Annotated in this window: 14 protein-coding genes; 4 read left to right on the top strand and 10 right to left on the bottom strand. The window is 68.9% G+C overall.

Annotation, left to right across the window (positions count from 1 at the left end; all coding sequences use genetic code 11):
• Positions 1 to 63: 63 nt before the first annotated feature.
• Complete coding sequence (locus tag AB4Z32_RS01880) at positions 64 to 1,710, top strand: hypothetical protein (RefSeq protein WP_441933806.1); 1,647 nt, start codon at positions 64 to 66, stop codon at positions 1,708 to 1,710.
• A gap of 1 nt (position 1,711) precedes the next feature.
• Here AB4Z32_RS01880 and AB4Z32_RS01875 read toward each other — a convergent pair whose 3' ends face one another.
• Entirely contained in the window at positions 1,712 to 2,623 is a 912-nt protein-coding gene (locus AB4Z32_RS01875; protein WP_441933804.1) for a LysR family transcriptional regulator, read from the bottom strand.
• A gap of 116 nt (positions 2,624 to 2,739) precedes the next feature.
• On the opposite strand from AB4Z32_RS01875, the gene AB4Z32_RS01870 reads away from it, so the two are divergent.
• The 3 genes from AB4Z32_RS01870 (at position 2,740) to AB4Z32_RS01860 (ending at position 6,012) form a co-directional block, all read left to right on the top strand.
• Positions 2,740 to 3,831: a porin gene (locus AB4Z32_RS01870; RefSeq protein ID WP_441933802.1), complete on the top strand. Its 1,092-nt coding sequence runs from the start codon at positions 2,740 to 2,742 to the stop codon at positions 3,829 to 3,831.
• Positions 3,832 to 3,857: 26 nt separating this feature from the next.
• On the top strand, positions 3,858 to 4,655 hold the full coding sequence (locus tag AB4Z32_RS01865) for a substrate-binding domain-containing protein (protein WP_441933800.1): 798 nt from the start codon (positions 3,858 to 3,860) through the stop codon (positions 4,653 to 4,655).
• Between the two features lie 139 nt (positions 4,656 to 4,794).
• Positions 4,795 to 6,012 (top strand): MFS transporter, encoded by a 1,218-nt coding sequence (locus tag AB4Z32_RS01860; RefSeq protein WP_441933900.1) that lies wholly within the window; start codon positions 4,795 to 4,797, stop codon positions 6,010 to 6,012.
• 55 nt (positions 6,013 to 6,067) lie between these two features.
• Here the strand turns inward: AB4Z32_RS01860 and AB4Z32_RS01855 are convergent, their stop codons facing one another.
• The 9 genes from AB4Z32_RS01855 to AB4Z32_RS01815 are packed head-to-tail and all read right to left on the bottom strand — an operon-like array spanning position 6,068 to position 15,130.
• Positions 6,068 to 6,769 (bottom strand): ABC transporter ATP-binding protein, encoded by a 702-nt coding sequence (locus tag AB4Z32_RS01855; protein WP_441933798.1) that lies wholly within the window; start codon positions 6,767 to 6,769, stop codon positions 6,068 to 6,070.
• Positions 6,770 to 6,801: 32 nt separating this feature from the next.
• Positions 6,802 to 7,572 (bottom strand): ABC transporter ATP-binding protein, encoded by a 771-nt coding sequence (locus AB4Z32_RS01850; protein ID WP_441933796.1) that lies wholly within the window; start codon positions 7,570 to 7,572, stop codon positions 6,802 to 6,804.
• The gene (locus AB4Z32_RS01845; protein ID WP_441933794.1) at positions 7,569 to 8,591 is read right to left on the bottom strand and encodes a branched-chain amino acid ABC transporter permease; all 1,023 of its coding nucleotides are present in this window, start codon (positions 8,589 to 8,591) and stop codon (positions 7,569 to 7,571) included. Before AB4Z32_RS01845 ends, AB4Z32_RS01850 begins: the two co-directional genes overlap by 4 nt.
• 1 nt (position 8,592) lies before the next feature.
• Entirely contained in the window at positions 8,593 to 9,465 is an 873-nt protein-coding gene (locus tag AB4Z32_RS01840; protein ID WP_441933792.1) for a branched-chain amino acid ABC transporter permease, read from the bottom strand.
• Positions 9,465 to 10,640: an ABC transporter substrate-binding protein gene (locus AB4Z32_RS01835; protein ID WP_441933790.1), complete on the bottom strand. Its 1,176-nt coding sequence runs from the start codon at positions 10,638 to 10,640 to the stop codon at positions 9,465 to 9,467. Before AB4Z32_RS01835 ends, AB4Z32_RS01840 begins: the two co-directional genes overlap by 1 nt.
• 28 nt (positions 10,641 to 10,668) lie before the next feature.
• Positions 10,669 to 11,445, bottom strand: coding sequence for an alpha/beta fold hydrolase (locus AB4Z32_RS01830; protein ID WP_441933788.1), 777 nt, complete (start codon positions 11,443 to 11,445; stop codon positions 10,669 to 10,671).
• A gap of 7 nt (positions 11,446 to 11,452) precedes the next feature.
• Complete coding sequence (locus AB4Z32_RS01825) at positions 11,453 to 13,012, bottom strand: benzoate-CoA ligase family protein (protein WP_441933786.1); 1,560 nt, start codon at positions 13,010 to 13,012, stop codon at positions 11,453 to 11,455.
• Between the two features lie 54 nt (positions 13,013 to 13,066).
• Complete coding sequence (locus AB4Z32_RS01820; RefSeq protein ID WP_441933784.1) at positions 13,067 to 14,641, bottom strand: 3,4-dehydroadipyl-CoA semialdehyde dehydrogenase; 1,575 nt, start codon at positions 14,639 to 14,641, stop codon at positions 13,067 to 13,069.
• Between the two features lie 9 nt (positions 14,642 to 14,650).
• A complete protein-coding gene (locus AB4Z32_RS01815; RefSeq protein ID WP_441933783.1) occupies positions 14,651 to 15,130 on the bottom strand; it encodes a DUF4863 family protein in 480 nt (159 codons plus the stop codon).
• Between the last annotated feature and the right edge of the window lie 34 nt (positions 15,131 to 15,164).

Below are 15,164 nucleotides of genomic sequence, written 5' to 3'. Positions count from 1 at the left end.
AAGGTATCTGCACGGCGATTCCCCTACAGTTCGTCCGCCGTCAATCAAGCAAGGGGAAACAGCATGACATCGACCACCGACCGGCCGCCGCACAGCGGGGACGAGCGCAAGCGCCAGCGCCAGGCCTGGAGCCTGAAATCCGCCGAGGGCGGCTGGCCTTACTTCGCTTCCACCGCATTGGTCGCGGTCCCGGGCGGCAACCGGCCGATGGACGAGATCGTGATCGGCAACCAGGTGCTGACCGCCGTCCGGCATGGCGTGGAATGGGAATGGTCGGCCCGCGAAGTGCAGTTCAGCGCCGGCTCGCCGCCGAATACCACCGGCGTCGGCAACGTGATGTTCTACATCGAGTACGGCGGCCAGCAGCCGGGCCAGCGCCGCCAGGCCATGGTGGCGTCGCCCAACCAGCTGTTCCTGCTGGCTGGCGGCGGCATCCTGAAGCGGGCCGACCAGCTGGTGCCGGGGACCGACTGCCTGGTCGATCCGCAAGGGCGGGCGGTGCCGGTCGCGCGCATTCACAGCGGCAGCTATTTCGGCGCCGTGCACCATATCGCGACCGAGGTGCCGGACTATGGGGAATTCCGCGGCAGCCTGGACAAGCACTTCATCATCGTCAACGGCGTCGTCTGCGGCGACTTCGCGCTCCAGCGCTACCAGCATGCCGAGTCGATGCAGCCTCACCTGGCGTCCAGCGCCGACCATCCGGCGGTCGGCACCGCGGCCTACCGATCCCGCCACGCCACGGTGTGCCGCTCGGCTTTCGGCGCCGCCGTCGACCTGGACGCCGGTCCGGTCGTGCATCCGGAGTTCGTGCCCGACATCGAGTCGGCCACCGTCATCCCGCCGCGCGCGGCGACGCTGTTCACGCCCAGGCAGGAGGCGCGGCTGCTCGAGCCGGACGTGCCGGCGCGGCCGATGTCGGACGCCACCAACCGCTGGATGGCGGCCTACTACTCGCGTCTTTACGCGACCTTCTGTCCCGGCATCCGCTTTCACGTCGACTGGACCAGCCAGCGTCCGAACGTGTTCGCGTTCACCGAATACGGCCAGAAGACCGTCGTCATTGGCGGTGGACTCCTGCGCCTGGAAGCCCTGTACGACGGCGCGATGGCGGTGGCGCTGGCCTTCGGCGCCGCCTGTCTGGCGGACCAGGGCGGCTCGCGGCCGCTCGATAAACCGCCGGGAACCGGGCGCGCACTGTACGAAGGCATCGCCGTGGTCGCCGGCAGTGCGCTCCAGGGCGGCAACGCCTGGCGCGAGACCATGCAGGCCGGGACGCGCCAGCTGGGCGAACTGGTCGCGGCGCTGATTGGCAAGCAGGACCGGCCGGCCGACGTCGAGTCACTGGAATGCCTGCTGGAGGCGATGCGCGCCGCCGTCGAGGGCGAGGAACTGCCGCGCTGCGTCGGCGGGCCGACGCCCGGCGGCCTGCAGGTGGTGTCGGCCAGCTACGACGGCGCTAGCGGACAGCTGAACATCTCCTTCAGCGACGCGGTGCATCCGCACGGTGCCGGCAATCCGCACAACTACCGCATCCATCCGGCGGCGGCGGTGCGGGCGGTGCAGGTCCATCCGCGGCGCCCGGCGGCGGTCGCCCTCGTGGTCGACCTCGCGCCCGGCGAGTACACGCTCGAGGTGAGCAACGTGCGGGCGGCGGACGGTTCCACGCTCGATCCACTGGCCGCTTCGGCGCCGGTGGAGGCGGGCTGAATCAGCTTGCGGCCGGGCGCTTCAGCAGCGCTTCGGACAGCATCTCGAACAGGGTGCGCGCCGCCGGCGCCATGCTGTGATTGCGCTTGCTGATCAGGCCCAGGGTGCGCTTGATTTCCGGATTCACCAGCGGCACGCCGACGATGCCCTCCAGCCGCTCCGGCAGCACGGACAGGCCGGGCACCGCGGCCACGCCCATGCCCGCTTCGACCAGGGCCAGCACGCCGGACACGTGGTTGACCTCGCAGAAGATGAGGGGATGCTTTTCCACGCCGGCCAGCGCGGCGTCGATCACGCTGCGGTTGCCGCTCGACTTGGCGACCGAGATATAGCGTTCGTCGACCGTCTCCTTCCAGCTCAGCACCTTGCGCGTCGCCAGCGGATGGTCGCGCCGCATCGCCAGCACATAGCTCTCCACGTAGATCGGGTCGAACACGATCTCCGGGTTCTCGGCGCCGGCGAAGTTGATGCCGAAGTCGGCCTCACCGTTCAGCACCAGGTTCAGCACGTCCTGCGCGCTCTCGTCGTGCACGCGCACGCGGATGCGCGGGAAGCGCGCGCTGAAGCGTTTCAGTACCTCCGGCAGGAAATGCCAGACGGCGGTCGGCACGCAGGCGAGGGTAACGGTGCCGGTGCGGTGGGCCGCGAGGTCGGCGACGCCCAGCACCGCGTCTTCGAGGTCGTCGAGCGCGGTGCGCACGTTCACCAGGAAGGTCTGGCCCACATTGGTCAGGCGCACGCGGCGGGTGGTGCGCTCGAACAGCTTCACGCCCAGGCTGTCCTCCAGCTTGTCGATGCGGCGGCTGAGCGCCGATTGCGACAGGAACAGGTCGTCCGCGGCCTGGCGAAAGCTGCCGCGCTCGGCCACGGCAACGAAGGCCTGCAAGTCGTGGAGTTCGTAATTGATGCGCATGGCACAAGAATACGCTGGAAAATTGCAATTATCAAATGAACCCGTATGAAGCATGATTGGCGCAATAAGCAATAAGCAACCAGCCTCGCCAAGAAGGCTTTTCATACGGAGACAAAGTGCGTCAATCATGCATCCTTGCGGCCCTGCTCGTGTCGAGCGGCGCCTGCCTGGCCCAGAGCAGCGTCGAGCTGTACGGCATCGCCGACCTCGGCCTGCGCGCCACCAGCGGCCTGAGCGCCAAGAACACGCCCGCCACGCCGGGCACGGCGACCGCGGTCAGCAGCGGCGTCGACAACACCAGCCGCTGGGGCTTCAAGGGCCAGGAATCGCTGGGCGGCGGCTGGAAAGCCCTGTTCCGGCTCGAAGGCGGCATCAATGCCGATACCGGCACCTCGGCCAAGAGCGACCGCATGTTCGACCGCCTGGCCTGGGCCGGCCTCGATTCCCCCTACGGCACGTTGGCACTGGGACGCCAGACCAACCTCCTGTCCGATGCGCTCATTCCCGTCGACCCGCTCGGCAAGCGCGACGCTTCCTTCAACCCGAACATCAACATCGCGGGCCTGAGCAATACCGCCTTCGGTACCCACGCCTTCGGGCGCCAGTATGGTCCCAGCGGCTACGCGGACAACTTCTACCGCCTCGACAACACGGTCAAGTACACCGGCAATCTCGGTCCCTGGCAGGCGCGCGCCGCCTATTCCTTCGGCGAGGTGCCGGGCGACGCGGCGGCATCGTCGAGCCACGGCGTGGCCCTGGCCTACCAGCGCCCGGACTGGACGGTCTCCGGGGCGACCACGCAATTCCGCAGCCGCGAGGGCATGCCGCTCGACGCCTGGACCATCGGCGCGGCGCTCAAGCAGGGCGCCTGGCAGTTCAAGGCCAACGCCGCGCGCAACGTGGCCGTGACGGGAACGGATAAAAGCGTGCACCAGCGCGTGCTGTCCGCGGGCCTGAGCCGCGCCCTGGGACAGAGCCTGCTCGTGACCACCGCCTGGTACGCGGTGCGGCGCGAAGCCACCGGCCTGCCCGACGACGGCTTCGACCGCGGCTTCCTGTTCGTCGAAGAGACGCTGGCGCCGCGCACCACCGCCTACCTCGAAGCCGATTACACGGTCTGGCGCGGCGACGCCGCGGGCCTGACCGCTTCCCGTCCCAACGACCGCCACGGCACCGGCCTGACGCTGGGCCTCATGCAGAAGTTTTAACCAATAACCGATACAAGGAGACCGCCATGCGATCACATCACCTGAAAAACACGGCAATGACGGCACTGGCCGCGCTTGCACTGGTCGCCACTTCCACCAACGCCGCCCACGCCACCGATCTCCACGTCGTCAGCTCGGGCGGTTTCGCCCAGGCCTACAAGGACCTGGCCGCGCCTTACGAGCGCGCCAGCGGCGACCACCTCGTCTCGGCATGGGGCCCTTCGATGGGCGCGACGAAGAACGCGATCCCGGCGCGGCTGGAGCGCGGCGAGCCGATCGACGTCGTCATCATGGTCGGCGACGCCCTCGACAAGCTGATGGCCGAAGGCCGCCTCGAACCGGGCAGCAAGGTCGTCCTCGCCAACTCGCCGATCGCCTGCGCGGTCCGCCACGGCGCCGCCAGGCCGGACATCGGCAGCGTCGACGCCCTGCGCGCCGCCTTCCTGGCCGCGCCCCGGGTGGCCTATTCGGACAGCGCGAGCGGCGAATACATCCGGCGCCAGCTGCTCGACAAGCTCGGCATCCGCAAGCAGATGGAGGGCAGGGCGGCCCAGATTCCGGCGACCCCGGTCGGCGAGATCATCGCCCACGGCGAGGCCGATTTCGGCTGCCAGCAGCGCAGCGAACTGAAACCCGTGCAGGGCATCGACATCGTCGGCCTGCTGCCGCAGGAAGTGCAGCTGAAGACGGAATTCTCCGGCGCCGTGGTGCGCGGCAGCCGCCATCCGGACGCCGCCCGGGCCCTGCTGCGCTTCCTCGCCGCGCCGTCGAACGCCGGCGCCATCGAGGCGACCGGGCTGGAACCGGCCGCCGCGGCCCACTGATCAACCTTCCGCGGAGCTCATCATGTCCATCGAATCCACCGTCAACGCGCACCATGCGGCGCCGGCCGTGTCCCCGCCGGCGCGCGCCCCGTCCAGGCTGGGCGCCGTCATCCAGGTCACGAGCGGGAACTTCATCGAAATGTATGATTTCTTCCTGTTCGGCTTCTACGCGCACCAGATCGCCAAGGCCTTCTTCCCGAGCACCAGCGAGTACGCCGCGCTGATGATGACCTTCGCCACCTTCGGCGCCGGCTTCTTCATGCGTCCCCTCGGCGCCATCATCCTGGGCAGCTATATCGACCGCATCGGCCGCCGCAAGGGCCTGGTGCTGACGCTCGGGATCATGGCGTCCGGCACGGCGCTGATCGCCTTCGTGCCCGGCTATGCCACCATCGGCCTGCTGGCGCCGCTGCTGGTGCTGATCGGCCGCCTGCTGCAGGGCTTCTCCGCGGGCGTCGAACTGGGCGGCGTGTCGGTCTACCTGTCCGAGATGGCGACGCCCGGCAACAAGGGCTTCTACGTCAGCTGGCAGTCGGCCAGCCAGCAGGTGGCCGTGATCTTCGCCGCCGCGCTGGGCTATGGCCTCAACAACGCCATGCCGAAGGACGTCATCGCCGACTGGGGCTGGCGCATTCCCTTCTTCATCGGCTGCTCGATCATCCCGGTGGTCTTCTATATCCGCCGCTCGCTGCAGGAGACCGAAGCCTACCTGGCGCAAAAGTCGCACCCGACCTTCCGCCAGATGATGCGCACCATCGCCTGGAACTGGCCGCTGGTCGCCGCCGGCACCATGCTGGTGGTGATGACGACGGTCGCCTTCTACCTGATCACCGTGTACACGCCGACCTTCGGCAAGAGCGTGCTCCACCTGAGCACCGCGGACAGCCTGCTGGTGACCCTGTGCGTCGGCCTGTCGAACTTCATCTGGCTGCCGGTCATGGGCGCGCTCTCGGACCGCATCGGCCGCTGGCCGGTGATGGCGGTCTGCTCGGCGCTGGCGGCACTGACGGCCTATCCGGCGCTGTCCTGGCTGATCGCCCATCCGAGCTTCGGCAACATGGTGATGGTCGAGCTGTGGCTGTCCTTCCTGTACGGCAGCTATAACGGCGCCACCATCGCCGCGCTCACCGAGATCATCCCGGTCCAGGTGCGCACCACCGGCTTCTCGCTGGCCTACAGCCTGGCGACGGCGCTGTTCGGCGGCCTGACGCCGCTGGTGTCGACCTGGCTGATCGAAGCCACCGGCGACAAGGCGGCACCCGGCTACTGGATGGCGCTCGCCGGCGCGATCAGCCTGGTCGCCACCTTCCTCGTGTACCGCGGCATCATCAAGGAGCGGGCCCTGCCTCGCTCCTGATCCGCGCCTGACTCCTTGCTGGCGGCGCTGTCGGACCCGCGCAGCCCTGAAGCGATCACACCCCCAGATAGCGCGCCAGCGTGTCCGGTTCGGCCAGCAGCCCGGCCGAGCCGCCGCGCGCCACCACCTGGCCCTTTTCCAGAACGACCGCGGAATCGGTATGCGAGAGCACCGCATGGTAGTTGCGGTCGACGATCAGGGTGCTGATGCCGGTCTTGCCGATCTCCGCGATCACGCGCCAGATCTCCGCCACGATCAGCGGGGCCAGGCCTTCGGTCGCCTCGTCGAGGATCATCAGGTCCGGATTCGTCATCAGCGCGCGGCCGATCGACAGCATCTGCTGCTCGCCGCCGGACAGCTGGTGGCCGCCGTGGCCGAGGCGTTCGGCCAGGCGCGGGAAGGTGTCCAGCACGCGCTCGTAGGTCCAGTCATTGCGCCCGCCCGGGCCGCGGCGCGCCGTCATCACCAGGTTCTCGCGCACCGACAGGTTGGGGAAGATGCCGCGCCCTTCGGGCACGTAGCCGATGCCGAGCCGCGCCATGCGTTCGGGCGCGTTGCCCGTTACCTCGCGGCCGCGCCAGCTCACCGTGCCGGACGCCGCCGGCACATAGCCCATCAGCGAGCGGATCAGGGTGGTCTTGCCCATGCCGTTACGGCCGAGCAGGCCGACCGCGGTGCCCGGCGCGATCTCGAGGTCGACCCCCTGCAGGATGTGGCTGTCGCCGTAATAGGTGTTCAGTGCGCTAATCTGGAGCAAGGCAAACCTCTCGGTGTCGGGGCGTGGACGTTTCAGGCATGGGCGTCGCCCAGGTAGGCGCGCTGCACCTCGGGGCTGGAGCGCACGTCGGCGGGCGAGCCGCTGGCGATCACGGCGCCGTTGACCATCACCGTGATGCGGTCGGCCACGCGGAATACCGCATCCATGTCGTGCTCGACCAGCAGGATGGCGTGGCCGGGGCGCAGGCGCTCCAGCATGGCCAGCATGCGTTCGCTCTCCTCGGCGCCCATGCCGGCCAGCGGCTCGTCGAGCAGCAGCACCTGGGGCGCGGTGGCGAGGCACATGGCGATTTCGAGCTGGCGCTTCTTCCCGTGGCTCATGCTGCCGGCGTTCAGGTGGAGGGCGTCGGACAGGCCGGTGGCGTCCAGCGCGGCGCGCGCCGCCTCGAGGCTGGCGCGGCAGGACTGGGCGCCCTGCCACAGGCTCCAGGGCTTCTGGCGCGTGGCCTGGGCCGCGAGCCGGCAGTTCTCCAGCACCGACAGGGCCGGGAAGATCGTGGTGCGCTGGTAGCTGCGCCCGACGCCCGAGCGCGCGCGGCGCGGCTGCGACAGCCCGGTGATGTCCCTGCCGTCGAGGCGGATCTCGCCGGAGGACAGCGGGACCTCGCCGGACAGCAGGTTGATCAGGGTCGACTTGCCGGCGCCGTTGGTGCCGATCACCGCGTGCACCTGGCCGCGGTGCAGGTCGATCGAGACGCCGTCGACGGCGACCAGGCCGCCGAAGCGGCGCGTCAGGCCGCTGGCCTGCATCAGGGGAGTGGCGCTCATGCTCTGGTCGCTCATGGGCGGCCCCGCTTGAGGGAGAAGCGCCGGCCGATGCCGACCAGCCCCTTCGGCAACAGGGCGACGAAGGCGATCATGGTCAGGCCGAGGGTCAGTTGCCAGCGTCCGGCGATGGCCGGGCCGAGCAGCGCTTCGGACGAATAGAATTCCTTGAGCAGCACGAAGGCGGCGGCGCCGATCACGGCCCCGCGCAGCGAGCCCAGGCCGCCGAGGATGATCATCATCAGCACCGCGCCAGACTCGTGCCAGGACAGCAGTTCCGGGTTGACCACGCCGTTCTTCGAGACGTAGAGGAAGCCCGCCACGCCGGCCAGCGCGCCCGCCAGCACGAAGGCGGCCAGCTTGTAGCGGTAGGTCTGGAAGCCGGCCGCGCGCATGCGCTGCTCGTTGATGCGGATGCCCGCCAGCGCATGCCCGAAGCGCGAGCGCAGCACCAGCGCGAGGAAGGCGTAGCACAGCACCAGCAGGCCGAGGGCGGCGAAGTAGAGGTGGAGCGGCTGTTCGAAGTCGGCCAGCACCGTGTCGCCGGCCTTGAGCACCGGGCGCATCATCAGGTACATGCCGTCGCTGCCGCCGCCGATCGGGGTGTCGTGGAACACGAAGTAGGCCATCTGGGCGAAGGCCAGGGTCACCATGATGAAATAGACTTCGCGCGTGCGCAGGCTGAGCGCGCCGACCAGCAGCGCATACGCGGCCGCGGCCAGCATCGACAGTCCGAGCAGCAGCAGCGGCGAGCCGGCCTCGTACTGGGGCGCGGCCAGCGCGGTGGCGTAGGCGCCGATGCCGAAGAAGGCCGCGTGCCCGAGGCTGACCAGGCCGGTGGTGCCGGCCAGCAGTTCGAGGCTGAGGGCGAAGATCGCGTAGATGACGATCTTCATCACCAGTTCCTGGTAATAGGTCTCGAGCACCAGCGGCGCGAAGGCCAGGACGACGGCGACGGCGGCCGGCGCCAGCCAGTCGCCGCGCCAGCGCGCACGCGGTGCGACGGCGCCTGCCGCGAGGGGGACGGAAGAATGCATCTCAAAATCCTTTGTTTCTCAGGCCCTGGGGGCGCCAGATCAGGATGACCGCCATCAGCACATAGACGCCAATGCCCGACAGTTGCGCGAAGAAGACCTTGCCGAAGGTATCGACGAAGCCGACCAGCAGCGCCGCCAGCAGGGCGCCGGAAATCGAGCCGATGCCGCCGATGACCACCACCACGAAGCACATGATCAGCACGCCGCCGCCCATGCCCGGATAGACCGAGGCGGCGGGCGCCGCGATCATGCCGGCCAGGGCGGCCAGCGCCACGCCGCCGGCGAACACCGCGCGGTACAGCAGGCGGATATTGATCCCGAGGCCGCGGGTCATGTCGCGGTTGCTGGCGCCGGCGCGCACCATCATGCCCAGGCGCGTGCGGTTGACCACCCAGTACAGCGCGAAGGCGACCGCCAGGCAGGCCGCCGAGGCGAACAGGTTATAGGCCGGATACGTCATCATGCCGCCCAGCGAGATGCCGCCGGCCAGCCAGGATGGCGCCTGCACCCCGTGCACCTCGTTGCCGACCAGGATGCTGCGCAGCTCTTCGAACACCAGGATGAGCGCATAGGTCATCAGCACCTGCTGCAGGTGGTCGCGCCCGTACAGGAAGCTGAAGAAGACCCATTCGAGCACGAAGCCGAAGGCGGCCGCCATCAGCATGCCCGCCACCAGCATGGTGATGAAATGGTCGCCGAACATCGGCGCCAGCAGGTAGGCCAGGTAGGCCCCGATCATGTAGAAGCTGCCATGGGCGAGATTGATCACGCCCATGATGCCGAAGATCAGGGTCAGCCCGCTCGCGACCAGGAACAGCAGCAAGCCGTACTGGATCGCGTTCAGGCACTGGACCAGGAAGGTCGGGAAATCCATCAGAATGGACGGCAGCCGCGCGCCGGATCGGCCAGCGCCTTGATGGCCACGCCCTTGACCACGTTGTCGCCGCCGACCACCTGGCGCAGGTAGATGTCCTGGACCGGGTTGTTGGCCGCCGACAGCGTGAACTTGCCGCGCGGGCTGTCGATCGTGGCGGTGTGCATGGCCTTCAGCAGGGCATCGCGCTTGCCGTCGATGTCGCCGCCGACGCTCTTCAGGCCCGTCGCCAGCAGCTGGGCGGCGTCGTAGCCCTGCACAGCGTAGACGTCGGCGTCGAGGTTATAGGCCTTGGTGAAGGCGGCGCGGAAGGCGTTGTCGCGCGGCGTGTTCAGCTTGTCCGCATAGTGCAGGGTCGTGTACAGGCCCTGGGCGTCGGCGCCCTGGGCTTCGAGGGTGCCGTCGGTCAGGAAGCCGGCGCCGTACAGCGGAATGGTCTTGTTCAGGCCCGCGGCCACGTAGTCCTTGACGAATTTCACGGCACCGCCGCCGGCGAAGAACACATAGACGGCGTCCGGCTTGTCGGCGGCGATCTGGGTCAGCAGGGCCTGGAACTCGACGTTCGGGAAGGGCAGGGTCAGGTTACCGGTTACCTTGCCGCCGCCTTTTTCGAAGGCTTCGGTGAAGCCCTTCACGGATTCCTGGCCCGCCGCATAGTTCCAGGTGACCGTCACGACCTTCTTGTGCCCGCGCTCGGCCGCCACCTTGCCCATCGCGAAAGCCGGCTGCCAGTTGCTGAACGAGGTGCGGAAGATGTTCGGACCGCACATCGGCCCGGTGATCACGTCGGCGCCGGCGTTCGGCACGATCAGGATGGTCTTGCTTTCCTTGGCCGCCTTGGCCATCGTCGCCGCCACGCCCGAGTGCACGGTGCCGACCAGCACGTCGACCTTGTCGCGCTTGATCAGCTTGTTGACGTTGTCGCTGGCCTTGGCCGGATCCGACTCGTCGTCGACCTTGAAGTACTGGACTTCGCGGCCTCCCAGCTTGCCGCCCTGTTCGGCGACGTGCAGCTTGAATCCGTTCTCGATCATGGTGCCGAGATTGGCGTAGGTGCCGGTGGCCGGCAGCATGAAGCCGACCTTGATCGGGGCATTGTTCTGGGCGCCGGCAAGACCGGCGGCGAACAGGGCGACCGCGGCGGCGGTGGTGCGCAGAGTGGCTGGAAGGTGCATGAAGTGTCTCCTGGTTGTTATGGGGCGATCAGGCGGTGCCGATCATGAACCGGGTGGCTTCGTCGATGAGCTTCCCGGGTTGGTCACGATGAGGCGAGTGACCGCAATCCGGCAGCACGAGCAGGCGCGTCTGCGGCGCCAGTCTCGCGATGCCGTGGATCTGTTCCAGCGTGCCGTATTCGTCGTCCTCGCCCTGGACCGCAAGGATGGGCGCGTCGATGGCAGCCAGGTGTTCGCGGATGTCCCAGGCGCGGAAGGCCGGGTCCAGCCAGATGTCGTTCCAGCCCCAGAAGGCCGAGTCGATGTCGTCGTGGTAGCGCGCCAGGCGCTCGCGCAGGCCGCCCTGCAGGTAGGCCGCGCGGGCCTCGGCGATGGATGCCACCGACAGCTCCTCGACCATGATGTGGGGCGCGGCCACCACCAGGCCGCTGACCGGGAAGCGCGCCGCATGCAGCAGGGCGATCGAGCCGCCGTCGCTGTGGCCGAACAGCCATGGGCGCTCGATGCCCAGTTCGGCCAGCAGCGCGGGCAATACCTGCCAGGCCTGGCGGTGCATGAAGTCGACAGTCCAGCGCTCCTCGTGCGGGCGCGGCGTCGAGCGGCCGTAGCCCTTGCGCGAGTACACCAGGCCCCGCAGGCCGCAGGCAGAACAGAAGCGCTCCGGAAAATCCTTCCACAGCGCGATCGAGCCAAGGCCCTCGTGCAGGAACACGACCGTCGGGTGCGCCGATTCGGCCGCGCCGACCCACTGGTATTCGAGGCTCAGCGGGATGCCGTCCAGGTCCAGCCTGGCGAAAGCGGACATGGCAGCCTCAGACCGCGCTGCGCAGGCGGTAGCGCTGGATCTTGCCGGTCGCCGTCTTCGGCAGGTCGGCCACGAACACCAGCTCGCGCGGATACTTGTGCGGCGCCAGCCGTCCCTTGACGAAGGCCTTCAGCTCGTCGGCCAGCAGATCGTCGGGCTGGCGGTCCTTGCCCAGCACGACGTAGGCGGCGGTCTTGGTCAGGCCGTCGGCATCCTGCTTGCCGACCACGGCGCACTCGAGCACCGCCGGGTGGGCCGTGAGTGCGGCCTCGACCTCGATCGGCGACACGTACTGGCCGCTGACCTTCAGCATGTCGTCGCTGCGGCCCGCATACACCAGGCGGCCGTCGGACTCCATGATGTACTTGTCGCCGCTCTTGAGCCATTCGCCCTGGAAGGTGGCGCGGCTCTTTTCGCGGTTCGACCAGTAGAGCAGGGCGGCGCTGGGACCGCGCACGTACAGGTCGCCGATCTCGCCCGACGCCACCGGGCGGTCGTCGTCGCCGCGCAGCTCGACCTCGTAGCCGGGCACCGGGAATCCGGAGCTGCCGTAGCGGACGTCGCCGGCGCGGTTCGAGACGAAGATGTGCAGCATCTCGGTCGATCCCAGGCCATCCAGGATGTCGCAGCCGAAGTGGTCGCGGAAAGCCTGGCCGACTTCGCGCGGCAGCGCCTCGCCGGCCGAGGTGCAGACCCGCAGCGCCACCTGTTCGCGCGGCGGCGGGTCGGCCGAAGCCAGCATCGCCACGTACAGGGTCGGCACGCCGCCGAAGATGGTCGCGCGGTGACGGGTCAGGCGCGCGAACACGGCCTGCGGGGTCGGGCGCTCCGCCATCAGCACCACGGTGGCGCCGACGCTGAGCGGGAAAGTCAGGGCGTTGCCGAGGCCATAGGCGAAGAACAGCTTGGCGGCGGAAAAGACGATGTCCTCGCTGTTGATGCCGAGGATGGGCTTGGCGTACAGCTCCGCGGTCCAGAACAGGTTGGCGTGCGAATGCACCGCGCCTTTCGGGCGGCCGGTCGAGCCGGACGAGTACAGCCAGAAGGCGAAGTCGTCGGCGCAGGTGTCGGCGTGGGCGTCGGCCGCCAGCGGGGCAATGTCGAGCAGGGCGTCCATGTGCGGCAGGGAGGCGTCGACGACGTCGCCGGCGGCGATCAGTTCGGGCTTGCCGCGGGCCGCGGCGAGGGCTTCGCGCACGCAGGGCAGCAGGGCCGCGCTGGCGACGATGGCCTTGGCGCGGCTGTGGTCGATCATATAGGCATAGTCGGCGGCCGGCAGCAGGGTGTTGACCGGCACCGGGATCACGCCGGCGAACATGGCGCCCAGCAGCGCCACCGGCAGGTCCACCGTGTCCTGCATCACCAGCAGCACGCGCTGCTCCGGCTGGATGCCGCGCGCCAGCAGGCTTGCTGCGAAGCTGCGCACCCGGAGGTCGAGTTCGCCGTAACTGAGGCTGCCGCGGTCGTCGATGAAGGCGGTCTTTTCGGCGCGGTCGGCGTTGAGGGCCAGGATGTGCCGTGCGAAGTTGAACTGCTGCGGCAAGGTGATGCTGTGATGGTCCATCATGTCTCCTTTGCCGGGATCGCGCCGTCCACGCGTCCCGTTTTATATATGCGCCGCCTAGTCCAGACGAAGCTGGACCGCCTCGCGCGTCGTCAAGGCCAGGGCCGAGGGCGAACCCTGCACGGCGCTGCGGCGGTGGTAGAAGGCCAGGCCGCGCAGGCCGCCCAGTTCCTCGCCGCCGCCGGCCCGGCCGGGACCGCCGTGGATCGAGGCCGGCATCACGTTGCCGTGGCCGGTCTGGGTCTTGCCCACGTCCGGCGTCACCAGGTGCACCCGGCCGTGGGAAGCCGCCAGCAGCGGCGCGGCCGCGGCCAGCCAGGATTCGTCCTCGCCGAACACGGAGGTCACCAGCGAACCCAGGCCGCGGTGGCTGAGCGCCAGCGCATGCGCGGCGTCGCGGTAGCCCAGCAGGGTCGAGACCGGGCCGAAGACTTCGTGTTCGTGCACCAGGCGCGCGGCATCGCCGTCCGGCAGGCCGAGCAGGGTCGGCGCCACGCAGGCGGCCACCGCCGGGTCGGCGTCGACCAGGACTCGATTGCGGCCGTCGTGCAGCACCCGCGCCTCGCCGGCGAGGGTGGCGATCCCGTTCCGGACGCTGTCGAACTGTTCGCGGCTGACCAGGGAGCCCATCCTTACTTCGGGATTGCGCGGATTGCCCACGCTGACCTGGGCCAGGCGCGCGCCCACCGCCTCGGCCACGGCGTCGAACAGGCGCGCCGGCACCAGCGCGCGGCGGATCGCGGTGCAGCGCTGGCCGCTCTTGGTCGTCATCTCGCGCACCAGTTCCTTGACGTAGAGTTCGAAGGCGGGCGAGCCTGGCTGGGCGCTCTCGGCCAGGATGGAGGAATTCAGGCTGTCGGCCTCGATGTTCAGGCGTATCGAGTGGCGCACCACGCCGGCGTGGGAACGGATCAAGGCGGCGGTGTCGGCGGAGCCCGTGAAGGACAGCACGTCGAAGGCTTCGAGGGCGTCCAGCAGGCCGCTTGATGAACCGCACACGATCGACAGCGCGCCCGGCGGCAGCACGCCGGCCTCGATCACGTCCGCCACCATGCGCTGGGTCAGCCAGGCGGTGACGGTGGCCGGCTTGATCACCACCGGCACGCCGGACAGCAAGGCCGGCGCCGCCTTTTCCCACAAGCCCCAGGCCGGGAAATTGAAGGCATTGATGAACAGGGCCAGGCCGCGCACGGGCGCCAGGATGTGCTGGGACTGGAAGGAGCCGTCGCGGGCGAGGGCGGCGGCCGCGCCGTCGAGCAGCAGGCGGGCTTCGCCCAGCGAGGTGCCCAGCTTGGCGTAGTAGTTCAGGGTGAAGGCCGCGCCTTCGATGTCGACCGCCGAATCGGCCTGGGTGGTGCCGGAATTGGCCTGGGCGATCGCATAATACTCGTCGCGGTTCGCCTGCAGCACCTTGAGCACCTCGCCCAGCATGGCGGCGCGCTGGCCGTAGCTCATCGCCTGCAGCGCCGCGCGTCCGCTGTCGCGGGCGAAGGCGAAGCCCTGTTCGAGTTCTTCGGCGCGGCCGCCGGTGGCGGCCAGCGCTTCGCCGGTGACCGGATCGCGGAGCAGGTGGACGGCGTCGGCCGCATCCTGGCGTACGCCGCCCAGGTAGTTGTGCAGGAAGATCGTCATATCGTCTTTTTAAGCAGTGGCAGTGGCGGGCGTGAACTCGATCGCGCCCTGCGGCAGCAGGTAGAGGACGAGGGCGCGGCCCTGCGTGACCGTCGGTGCGTGGGCGCTGCCGGCTTCGTACACGCACCAGCCGGCGGGGCGGCCGTCGAAGCAGGCGTCCGGAGTGAGCGGCATGATCAGGTCGATCTCGCCGTTCGGATGCACGTGATGCGGGCCGGCGATGTCCTGCATGTCGACCACGTCGACGCTGAAACCATGGGTGGCCGGCGTCGCCTTCAGCACGCGGCCGTAGCGGATGCCGCCGCCTTCGCGGTTGCACAGCCAGCCTTCGCGCACGCCGGTCATGCAGGCGTCGGCGATCTTTTCATAAAGCTCGCTGCCGGCGCCGTGCTGGGCGTTGAGATGGGATTCGAGTGCGGAACCGAGCGGGATACCGTCGATTTCTTCGGTCACCCGGGTGATCAATTGCTGGAAAGTGGAAACGTCCATTCAAAACCCCTGAGCTGATATTGAGAGTCAAGCG

The sequence above is a fragment of the Massilia sp. 2TAF26 genome (assembly GCF_052115005.1).
Lineage (GTDB): Bacteria > Pseudomonadota > Gammaproteobacteria > Burkholderiales > Burkholderiaceae_D > Telluria.
Note: the sequence above shows the minus strand (reverse complement) of the source record. Positions and strands in the feature narration are given on the sequence as shown.

Coding starts and splice junctions, on each gene's coding strand:
- AB4Z32_RS01865 (WP_441933800.1), top strand. CDS start 3,858: ATGCGATCACATCACCTGAAAAACACGGCAATGACGGCACTGGCCGCG.
- AB4Z32_RS01820 (WP_441933784.1), bottom strand. CDS start 14,641: ATGACGATCTTCCTGCACAACTACCTGGGCGGCGTACGCCAGGATGCG.
- AB4Z32_RS01840 (WP_441933792.1), bottom strand. CDS start 9,465: ATGGATTTCCCGACCTTCCTGGTCCAGTGCCTGAACGCGATCCAGTAC.
- AB4Z32_RS01845 (WP_441933794.1), bottom strand. CDS start 8,591: ATGCATTCTTCCGTCCCCCTCGCGGCAGGCGCCGTCGCACCGCGTGCG.
- AB4Z32_RS01815 (WP_441933783.1), bottom strand. CDS start 15,130: ATGGACGTTTCCACTTTCCAGCAATTGATCACCCGGGTGACCGAAGAA.
- AB4Z32_RS01825 (WP_441933786.1), bottom strand. CDS start 13,012: ATGATGGACCATCACAGCATCACCTTGCCGCAGCAGTTCAACTTCGCA.
- AB4Z32_RS01860 (WP_441933900.1), top strand. CDS start 4,795: ATGTATGATTTCTTCCTGTTCGGCTTCTACGCGCACCAGATCGCCAAG.
- AB4Z32_RS01875 (WP_441933804.1), bottom strand. CDS start 2,623: ATGCGCATCAATTACGAACTCCACGACTTGCAGGCCTTCGTTGCCGTG.
- AB4Z32_RS01850 (WP_441933796.1), bottom strand. CDS start 7,572: ATGAGCGACCAGAGCATGAGCGCCACTCCCCTGATGCAGGCCAGCGGC.
- AB4Z32_RS01835 (WP_441933790.1), bottom strand. CDS start 10,640: ATGCACCTTCCAGCCACTCTGCGCACCACCGCCGCCGCGGTCGCCCTG.
- AB4Z32_RS01830 (WP_441933788.1), bottom strand. CDS start 11,445: ATGTCCGCTTTCGCCAGGCTGGACCTGGACGGCATCCCGCTGAGCCTC.
- AB4Z32_RS01880 (WP_441933806.1), top strand. CDS start 64: ATGACATCGACCACCGACCGGCCGCCGCACAGCGGGGACGAGCGCAAG.